Genomic DNA, 11,106 nt, shown 5'->3' with positions numbered 1-11,106 from the left:
TTTCAAACTTCGAATATGATTTTCCAGCACCTTATCAATCAGGTAGATAGCCTAGAACGGCCTCTAAGGGCCCTAATAGCCAATTGCGCATAATGTATATTATGTTAAATTGAGTATTATTGATTCCTTGTGTACATCAGGGCTTGTTTGCTCTGTTACGTTATAACCAGCATGCCTGATAAAGGCAAACGGATGGCTAATCGTGCTGAAACGCCCTATTTAAACGGATATAAACAAATCAAAGGTCTATATCGGGATTACGAATTATTACTCCGTCACTTGTGAGTGATATAGCTACGCGAGTAGAAACGTGTAGGTAACAAAAGCTATGGCTAGCATTCACAATATCATCTACTTACGGATAAGCGGTGAGGTTTGGGCATTACATGCAGACGGCAGTCTCAAGAAACTTCCCCCCGATGAGATACCTGATAATGTCGAGATTCATGAGTTCATCGATGCGCAGTTAGTAAAAAGTTCAAGTGGACGTATCGACATTATTATTGACGGTGTCAAACACCCGATTAAACTCGGCGATGAGGAGTTGCCTAACGATGGTCGAGAGTACCACCACCAAATCGACCGTACCGGCGACGAAAGAATTGCAGAGTCTGGTTTTGATACCAGTCACCTCAACACCGGGCAAACCAACCTACAGCTTTATTATTCAGGTATTGGTTTATTGCACACGCCGGATGTTCTTCATCATGGCCCGCTATATCATCTGGGGACACATACTGTCCCCCTATCCGGCTTTAATACATTTTTACCGCCAGTGACTTTCTCTGCTCCTCCTCCGGTATTCGATAACTCAACCAACGATTGGCATCACCGTGATGGCGCAGCGGTCACCATTATTATTGAAGATAATGAGTACCCTGTTGGGCTTGATGGTTACGTTAACCAATTTGAAGCACCGGGCGTATTACTGCACGGGACGACCACGAATATCGATGACGATCGCATTATCATCGTGACTGTCACAGATATAAACGGGGAGTCTCTAAGCTTTGAAACGTTGGCGACAGCCGGTGTTTGGAACTTAGGGCTGGTCGATCTAACAGCACTCGCCGAGGGTAAGTTTACCGCCACGGCAGAGGTGACGGATAGCTTTGACAAGGTGGTTGACGATATAGACGACTCGATTAAAGACGTCTTAGCCGAGGGCGTCAACGTTGTCATTGAAGATGTTGCTGACGGCTTGATCAATGCTGATGAAGCGCACAAGACCAAAGTGGGTGGCCAATTTGATAACGTTAACCCAGGCGCCCTTGTCACCATTACCGTCACCGATGAGCGTGGTGAAAAACTCACGTTCACCACGACGCTTAAAGAGGATGGCAGCTGGGATCTCGATAATAGCGATATCTCTACATTAAAAGATGGCCCAATAAAGGTCGTGGCCAATACTGTCGACCAGGCGGGTAACCCAGCATCCTCTGATAACGAAACAGATCTATTAGTTACACCCAGTATTACTATTGAAATCATTGATAACGATGGTGTGCTCAACCAATATGAGTCACCGGACACCTTGGTTCAGGGCACCATCTTCAATGTTGAAGACGGCTTGATCATCACCGTGACGGTGACCGATAGCGAAGGCAATAGCATTACACAGGAAGTGATTGTTGATGGTGGTACTTGGCAGACTAATATGGACCTTTCTTCGCTTGTCGACGGTGATTTAACTGCTGTTGCTGAAGTGACCAACCAGTATGGTGATGATGCGACGGATGAAACCCATATCGATCTCGACCAGACCGCCGAAATTGATGTTCACTTTGTCGATAATGACGGCGTTATCAATGCAGTAGAAGGCTTGGCAGCTGCCGTTACAGGCGGTATTGTCGATGTTGAAGAGGGCCAGCCGGTTGACTTTATTATTACCGATAGCCTTGGTAATACCATCACCGGTAATGCACAAATCATTGGTGGTGAGTGGGTCTTTGAAGGGCTCGATTTCAGCGATCTGGCCCCTGGTGAGTTGACGGTCGATGCGAAGACCGTTGATGTTGCCGGTAACGAGGCAACGGCTACCAATACCATCCCCTACGATCCCCTCGCCTCAATCGATGACGTCACGATTGAAAATGAACAGACCGGTTACGATGATGAGGTGATTAACAAGCTCGAATCTGAACTTCCTGATGGTACGACGTTTAGTGGTACGACGAGTGAGATTGAACCCGGGCAAATACTCTCGTTCACGATCACTGATAGTGACGGCACAGTACTCGATGGGTTTACTGCTGTGGTGGAGCCCGACGGTAGTTGGACCTTCGACGCTGACGTCAGTGGTCTCGTCGACGGTGATTTGATCGTCGACGCCACCGGTGAGGATATTGCCGGTAATGTGGCGGTTTATCAGGAGAGTTTCCTTAAAGATACGCAGGCCGCAGTCACCATCGAATATATTCAAGATGATGACTATATCAATCAAAATGAGCAATACACGGTTAGTGTTCGCGGCGATGTGACTGATGTCGAAGACGGTGCCACAGTGACGGTCGTACTGTCCGATGGTACTCCGGCTCGTGATATTACTGTGCAAGCCGTTGTGGTGGGCGGCGTTTGGCAAATAGATGGCATCGATATCTCCAGCTTGGACGAGACTGCCCTCTCCGGCAATCGAATTACTGCCACCGCTTCGGTCACCGATAGCCACGGCAACCCAGCGACATCTGACACCTCGATTATCAAAGATACGATTTTGGTGAATGATATTGTCACGCCGATTACGGGTGACGATGATGGCATGGGCGGTACCGTGGTCAATAATGGTCTCGATATCGAGGCTTTGAAGAACGGTGAGACCGTGACCATTCGCGGTACATCGGATGCCGAGATTAACCAGCCGGTCATCATTACCTTTAGCAATGACTTCTCTGAAAGCCAGAGCTTTACCGGCCAAGTCATCGATAATCTCGGTAACTGGGAGGTCACCGGCGTCACAGTGACCAGCTTGTCGACAAATTCAAGCTGGCAGATGACGGCGCTGTCGACAGATATCGCCGGCAACGAGGCCTCAGATGTCACACCGGCACTCGATTTACCGGATGTTGCTGCGATCAGTGAGTTTGGTATTGCTGTGGGCGCGACACCCACCGATACAGTAGCGATCAATACCTTTGGTGACGATGCCGACCCTCTCGATGATTATCGTTTTTCAACGACACAAACAGCGCTACTCGCCTTAACCTCCGCCGATGAGGGAATGGAGATTATTTCGCTGAGTGACACCCACATGGAACTCAGAACGCTATCGGGAGAGCTTGTTCTCGACATGGTCATCGACGCTGTCGCGCAAACCGTACAAATAACGCAGTCTCGCAACATTGATCATCCAGACGGTGTTGAGACGATCGCCACCCGTATCATGGTCGAGACCACTCAGATCGATGCGGACAGTACCACTGAAACCGTCTTGTCGCCGGTTGAAGTGACTATTACTAATGCGGCCCCTATCGACATACCGCTCTACTCTGAAACGACAACGGAAGCCATTAGCAACTATCATGACTTATTAGCCAGCAATACGGTCGTGTTAGAGCCCGCCCGGCTCTTCGGCGTCTCTGTCGATACTGATGATGATGGTGTTCCTGATGCTATAGAGGTCGTGCCGGATGGCGGCTCGGTTACCGTCAATACCGTTAAGGGCGACCTCGTCTTCTTCAGTGATGGCACCTGGGAGCTACACGCGCCCCGTAACCTTGATCACACCGTATCGCAGACGATTTATTTTGAATATGCCATGTATGATCACAATGGTTACCCTGCAGTGGGCCCTGCGTTGATTACCGTGGTTGATGGTGCACAGGGAAGCATTGGAGACGGCACGGCAACATTAACAGAAGATATTTTAAGCCCGACCGAGTCGGTAACCAGTACGGCTGCGATCTTGGCAACAGCGGGCTCCGATGATGTTCTTGTGAGCTCTTTACAGTTTGTTGCCGATGTCGTGACAGATCTTGAGGCGCTCAACTTAGAGAGCTCTGGCGATAGTCTTAGCTACAGTTTATCAGCAGATGGCCGCCAGATTACCGCTTTCATTGGTAACGTAACCAACACAGTTTTTACCTTAGACTTGAGTGCGGCAGCGACGGCAGACAGTACAGGAAATGCTGATATTGCGGTGCTAATGGAGCTGTTCCAGCCTTTAGACCATATTGTTGATGACGTGCTTACCGTGCGCTTGACCGTAGTCGGTGACGATCTTGATGGTACTTCGCTGTTGGTCGGTGAGGCCGAGATGATCATTAATGATGGTGCCGATCCATTCATCGCAACACCGGTGGCCCCTGCCGATATTACGGAAACCGCACCAACAGGCAGCGCCATCGAGCGAACCGGCAGTATTGAGACCGATGTCGGAAGTGACGCGATTGCCGCGTTAGTCTTTCAGGATGGTGCAACCTTCCCTACGCTAACTTCAAACGGCTACCCGGTGCAATATCGGGTCAGTGCTGACGGTAGCTTACTCGAAGCCTATGTTGATACCCCTACCCCGAACACGATTGTCTTCACGGTTCAGATCCAGGGGGCACCGGACAGTACGGTGGCTTCATCAACAGATTATTTATTCAGTCTGTATGACTCGCTCGATCAAATCGCTCAAGCTGATGACACCGCCCACCTGAGCCTTCCCGTTTATGTCATCGACGATGACGGAGACAGTACCGAAGGCATGATCAACATCGGTATTGTCGATGGCACAGACCCTACAATCAGCATCAACGATACGAGCTTACAGCTTTCTGAGACCCCGATAGACCCAATTAATACTGGGGTTCCCTCTGTCATCACCACGCAAGGGACAGTCACGGCAGGTAGCGATCGCATCGTCACACAGACCTTTGGTATCACCAATAACCAACCGTTGATCGATGATAGCGGCAATCCAATCACGCAGAACGGTGTCGCGTTAAAATTGAAGTTTTCCGGCGATGATATGGTCGCCTATAACCCAACCACCAACCAAAACGTGCTGGTATTTAACCTAACGCCGGTCGTCGCCCAGCCGGACGGTCTACCTGCCGGTCAAACCGCAGTCGTTGATATCACCGTCGAGGTGGTGGGGCCTATCGACCACGTCAGCCCCGATGGCAATACGGAGATTGATGACCTGAGTTTAACGGTCCCCATCTTGTTGACGGACAGTGATGGCGATGACCACCTAAGCGATATCACCGTTTCGGTACTCGACGGCCAAGACCCGGTCTTCGACAGTGCGGCACCCATTCTTGTAAGCGAGGTCGGGCTGGGTAATTCCGGTAATGCCAGCGAGAACGATACGACGCAGATTCAGTTACACCCGCACAGCGATGATATTGTGGGCTACACCATTTTAATGGCGGATTTTGATGCCCTCAACCTAACGTCTCGTGGCAACCCTGTGACGATGCAGCTACAGGGAAGCACTTATAAGGCGCGGGCTGACGGGGCGTTGGTGTTTACCGTTACCATCAACGACAGCGGTCTCTTCACGTTTAAATTGAAAGGCCCACTTGACCATCCGTTTGCGACGGATGATGACATCGTCTTCCCTTTGAAACTGCAAGCGATCGATGCCGATGGTGATTTATCACCCGTCGCCGAGGTAAGTATCACTGTTGAAGATGATGTCCCTGTCGCCAACGACGATACCATCCATGTTATCGAAGGCTTCTCAACCACCGGTAGCGTCTTTAGTAATGATGACAAAGGCGCGGATACACCGGCTAAGATTATTGGCCTTTTTCACGACACCGACCTAGTGTCATATGATCCTGGCCCAGATCCGAGCTGGAGTTACACCATATTTTCTCCAGGAGTGGTCGATGCTATTGGCCTGTTTACGCTGCATGAGAATGGTGATTATGAGCTGACCTCTTCTGTCTTCGACTCAGAGATTATCAAGGATTTGAAGGAGTTAACATACACTATAGAAGATGGTGATGGCGATACGGCGGAAGCACTGATTAACTTAGAGATCGAAGATAACGGTTTCTATATGGTACAGCCGACTAATTTGGAAGATTATGAGGATAGCGAGTTCCTGCTCGATATGCGCTTTGAGGCTGGCGATGTCGAAATTATAGAGACTGCGACGTTCTTACATATCGACGAGAACAGTCTTGATGGCGGTAGGTTATTCCTTGACCCTCCCGGTGGCGGTCCGCGGGTTGAGCTAATTGCTTCCGGCGGCAAGTTTACACTCTCTGGTTCAGAACTCGATTACGATGCTGCTGGTGGTATCGTCAAACCCAACGGCAATCTGATTTACATTCCTGCAGAAGATGTCTCTAACGCCAACGAGACACTGTCAGAAATCAACCCGTTCGCCGATTATCAGCTAGATTTCACCTTAGAAACGGACATTGTGGGCGGATCTCCACGTGAATTCTATGGCACCGTTGACCTCAGTGTGATCTCCGTCGCCGATGCCCCTGTCTGGCAGGATAACGGCAGTGTTGAAGTCGATGGCAGCGGTAATGTGGTGAAATATATCGTCGCCTTTGACGAGGATACCAGTGCTACTGATCTCGACCTAGAGGCCATCAGTGTCGACAATGATGGCTCTGAGGATGTGACCTATCGGGTCGGTAACATCGATAGTGAAATCATTGTCATGATGGGAACCACAGTCCTTAGCCCGAATGATATCTTGCTGCCCGAAGAGATCAGCCAGCTGAGTGTCATCGGGGCAACCTACGGTATTGCCGGCCAGTATCATTTCGACCTTATCTCGATCACCACAGAAAAAGACAATGCCGACACGGCAGAGACGCCAGTCGTGGTGGAAGTCAATATCACGCCAATGGCCGACGACCCCAGCATCAGAGTGAAGAATATCCGTTCGCTGGAGGATCAGCTCATTGACTTGCAGCCTTATATCGAAGGCACGTTGTCAGATCCCGATGGCTCAGAGTTCCTCAGCTTTGAACTCGTCATCCCCGCTGGCTGGTCCGTCGAGGTTGACGGCACCCCCCTATCCGGCACCACAGTAGTCGTTAACTATGCCGACATCACAGCTGGCTTGGCAATGTTGAAGCCCGAGCAAGATGTCAGTTCTTACAATCAAGAGTTCACCATGCAGGTGACCCCGATCGCCAACGACACCACGCAAGATGGGCTCGTACCATTACCAGAAACTAACCGTGGTAAGACGAAAGAAGTGACAATCGATGTTACCGGTGTGGTTGATGAGCCAGAACTCGAATCAGGACCTGGCTGGAATTTGGTGAACGACGGTGGCAACCACTTCACAATAAGTAATATCCCGACCAACCTTGGCCAAGAAGACGTGCCTTTTTCCCTCGACTATCTCTTGGGCAGTACCGATTTAGACCACTCAGAATTTAGCAACGTGTTACTGATCGGTGTTCCCGATGGTGCTTACTTCAGTAACTCGGCGGGTGAGCCGATCTATCTCAACGTGGTTGATTTCGACGGTGCTGGCGACCCGATCTATCAAATCAGCGTAACCCACCTTGAGAACCTCTATATCACACCACCTGAAGACCTCTCGGGTATCCTTAGTTTTGATATGGAGCAAATCATCACGGAGCCTGACGGCGACAGTACAACCTTTACTATTACCACAAACCTCGATATTGCACCGATCGTCGAGAGCAGTGTCTTCGCACCCGCGGATCAACACGTGAGCGAGGATGGTACCCTCACGCTTAACTTAAACCCAGGTTTTAAAGACGCCGATGGCTCCGAGGAAGTGACCGACGTATTGCTCAGCGGCCTCCCCCTTGGCCACGTCTTTATCATCGATGGTACCACCGTCACCGTCGATGCCAGTGGGGAAATTCGTTTATCAGATTACAGTAGCGATATTGCGCTGACGCTGGCGAACAATACCGTACAGTTCCAGCCAATTCCGGATTTCTCTGGCCGCTTCGAGTGGGGACTCAGCTATGAAGTCCTCGATACCGCGCCTGGCACAGGCCGTACTGACCTGCAAACGATCAACTCAAGTATTCGTGTCGATGTGCACCCAGTGGTAGAGAATGAGACAGAGCTGGTCGGTACTGGCGACACCCTAGTCAGCACCAATGGCAGCATCGATTTGACCGGCAAGGTGCAGTTCACTGAGGCCGATGTTGATGGCAGCGAATGGCTCGATACCATCACTATCATCATGCCCAACAACGAGGACTTCTTCGTTACCCACCCTAACGGCGCCATCCACCAGGGTAACGGTGAGTGGATCATCGATGCGACGGGCCTGACGAGCAGTAGCCTACAGGATATCCTCGTCGAGATTGCCGATGGCTTGGTCATCTCTTCCAGCAGCGTTGGTGTTGAGACGATCCAGATCGAGGCTCGTGTCATCGACCGCGCCTCAGCCTGGCACAACGACAGCCCTGATACCTCCGGTAAGCTCACTGACGGCAAGGTGATATCAACCGATATCACACTGCAGTTTAATGAGCCTGTTTTAGATGGCATTGCCTGTCAGCCAACACCGCTGTTCACAACAGGCGAGATTGTCGATGGCATTGAGGATCAAGCACCCATCAACTTTGCCAGTCATCTTAATACTGATATCGCTGGCAACTGTGACGGCTTAGATAACGACGTTATCTCGTTTTATGTGGCGGCGACTAATGTTGCGCACTCTGCCTGGATCGGCGGCCCCGGTGTTGTCGAGGAGTATGATGCATCCGGTGACATCTTAATGGGCTGGTCTTTCACAGAGGCTGCTATTCCTACACTCGAGCTACGTTATCTCACAGAACATTTTGCCGGCACCATCGATATCCCGGTACAAGTAATCGCCACAGATGCCAGCGGTAATACGGAGATAGATAACAGCCAAATCCTGAAAATCGAAATTGCACCAGTCGTCGACGCGTTTAGCTTCCAGGTGGCAAACAACATCACTGTTGAAGAGGATGTCGATACCGAGCTGGGTCTATTCTTTACCACTGCCGACAGTAACATTGCTGGGCAAGGTATCGAGAGTATCGATAGCAGTGAACCGATCACCTTCACCTTGCTAGACACCCACAAGGGCACACTCTCATTGGCACCAGGGCTTGATCCTGCACTGCTCATCGATCAGGGGGGCGGCGTTTATACGCTGACAGATACTAGCTTGTTAGCCAATGTTCGCTTCAGATCACCTGAGCATATGGACGGTCAGTTTAGAATACAGCTCGAAGGTAAAGTCATCGATGTCGCCGATGGTTATGCCGGTAATCAGGTTGCCAGCCAAATGTTTACCGAGCAAGTCGTCATCAACGTTGAGCCTGTGACCGACCCGGTGATCATCACTCAGAACACACCGTTATTAGGTGACGAGGATAGTTACATTTCCCTCAGCGGTATCACTATCGCACTAGCCGACCAAAATGCGACGCATGAGATTAACCCCGAAAACCTTCCAGCCGGCAGTTCTGAGAACCTCACTATACTTATCGAGTCAGTGCTACCGGGCTCTACCTTGTACTATGACAACGGTGATGGCACCTATACGGCTGCGGGCAATAATGGCGTCAGACCCGATGGCTCTTTCTGTTGGCAGATAGAGACAGATCGTCTCGACGACTTAGTGTTTAAAGCACCGAGGGATTTCTCGGGTGATGTCGACTTAACCATCAAAGTGTACAACTATGAACGCGGCACCCATGACTATAAAAGTGCCGTTAAAAATATTACGGTCGGTGTGCTCCCTGTTGCCGATGGTAGTGATGCCTTTGCTGATTTCGACAACATTAGTACCATGGAGGGCGGCATAATCAACGTGGAACTCAATGCCACCATTGTCGATGATGATAGCATCGGCCACGAGACCGTCTCCATTCTCGTTAATGTTGAAGCCAGTTCAGATCCAAGTGCTTATTATCAGTTACTGAAAATTGTCGCTCCTGATGGCACAGAAGCCTTCTTTGTCGATCACGGTATTGGTAGTGATCCAAGGCTCAGCGCACTGCTCGAGGTATCCACTCAGGACTTGAGTTCTATTTCTATTGTCACTGACGGTGATGCTAACGGCCGCCTAGACCTACAAATTCTCTCCGGCTCTACTGACACCAATATTGTGGATGGCTCCTCATACAGCCATGTGGGTGGCTATAGTCAGGATGATATCACCGTTATGCTCTACCCTGAGGTTGACCCACCGACGGCGGTTGCGGAGTTCAGTAGTATTGCTGGACTGGAAGGTGACAATATACCGCTGAGCTTGATGCTTGAAATGGTCAACCCAGCAGATACAGAGCTCGGTAGTATTGAAATCAGCCAACTCCCTGCCGGTTACAGTATTATTGGCGGGACGCTGGCGGGTAGTGTTTGGACCGTACAAGAAGCAGACATTGCCAACGCTGAAATTGTCGGTGCGCCTAACCTATTTGGCGACTTCACGCTACAAATCGTGCCTATTGCCGAGCTTTCCGGTCAACAAGCGATGGGCAACCCTATCAGCATCGATGTACATGTTGCTGAACTTGCCAATAGCGGTCCAACAACCCTCGACGGCACTGCCAACGATGACATGATTTACGGTAACGATGACGAGCAAATCATCGATGCAGGCGCAGGTGCAGATACCCTTGCTGGGCGTGGTGGTGATGACATCATGACCGGTGGTGATGATGCAGATCGCTTCGTCTTCATGAGTGGTGATGGTAATGCCGCAAGCCCCTATACAGACACTATTACTGACTTCGATACCAAAGACAATGCGCTCGATGTTGACCATGATCAGCTCGATTTAGCCGACTTCTTTGCGATGCAGGATGTCTCCACTATTGCCCTTGTGGATGCGGCGATCGATATCAGCTATGACGGTCTTGTCGGTACAACGCTCACCATCAAAGATAGTGGCGGCGTGATCAATGAAAATATCGTTCTTGCCTCCGTTACAGAGGATCAGTTGTACGGCGCTGATGCCAGTGCCGCAACAGAAGCAGAAATACTACAGAAGATGATCGATGATCAGGTACTCGTCGTTAACGGTTAATAGGTGTCATTGAAAAGTCGCATCTATATTTAGAAGTGATCATGGCTTTCGGTTCAGGCTGGAGGAGCGTTACTGCATGAACAGTAACAATTTCATATCACTCGCTTTTGATTGTTAGAAGCACACTGTGATGCCTAGATAGGCAATGC

1 protein-coding gene is annotated in these 11,106 nt (G+C 50.2%); it reads left to right on the top strand.

The annotated features are described in order from the left end of the window. Positions 1-328 precede the first annotated feature (328 nt). A complete protein-coding gene (locus EDC56_RS12525; protein WP_123712924.1) occupies positions 329-10,957 on the top strand; it encodes a T1SS-143 repeat domain-containing protein in 10,629 nt (3,542 codons plus the stop codon). Positions 10,958-11,106: the final 149 nt, after the last annotated feature.

This window comes from Sinobacterium caligoides (genome assembly GCF_003752585.1).
Taxonomy (GTDB): Bacteria; Pseudomonadota; Gammaproteobacteria; order Pseudomonadales; family Sinobacteriaceae; genus Sinobacterium; species Sinobacterium caligoides.
This window is presented reverse-complemented; position numbering and strand designations above follow the sequence as displayed.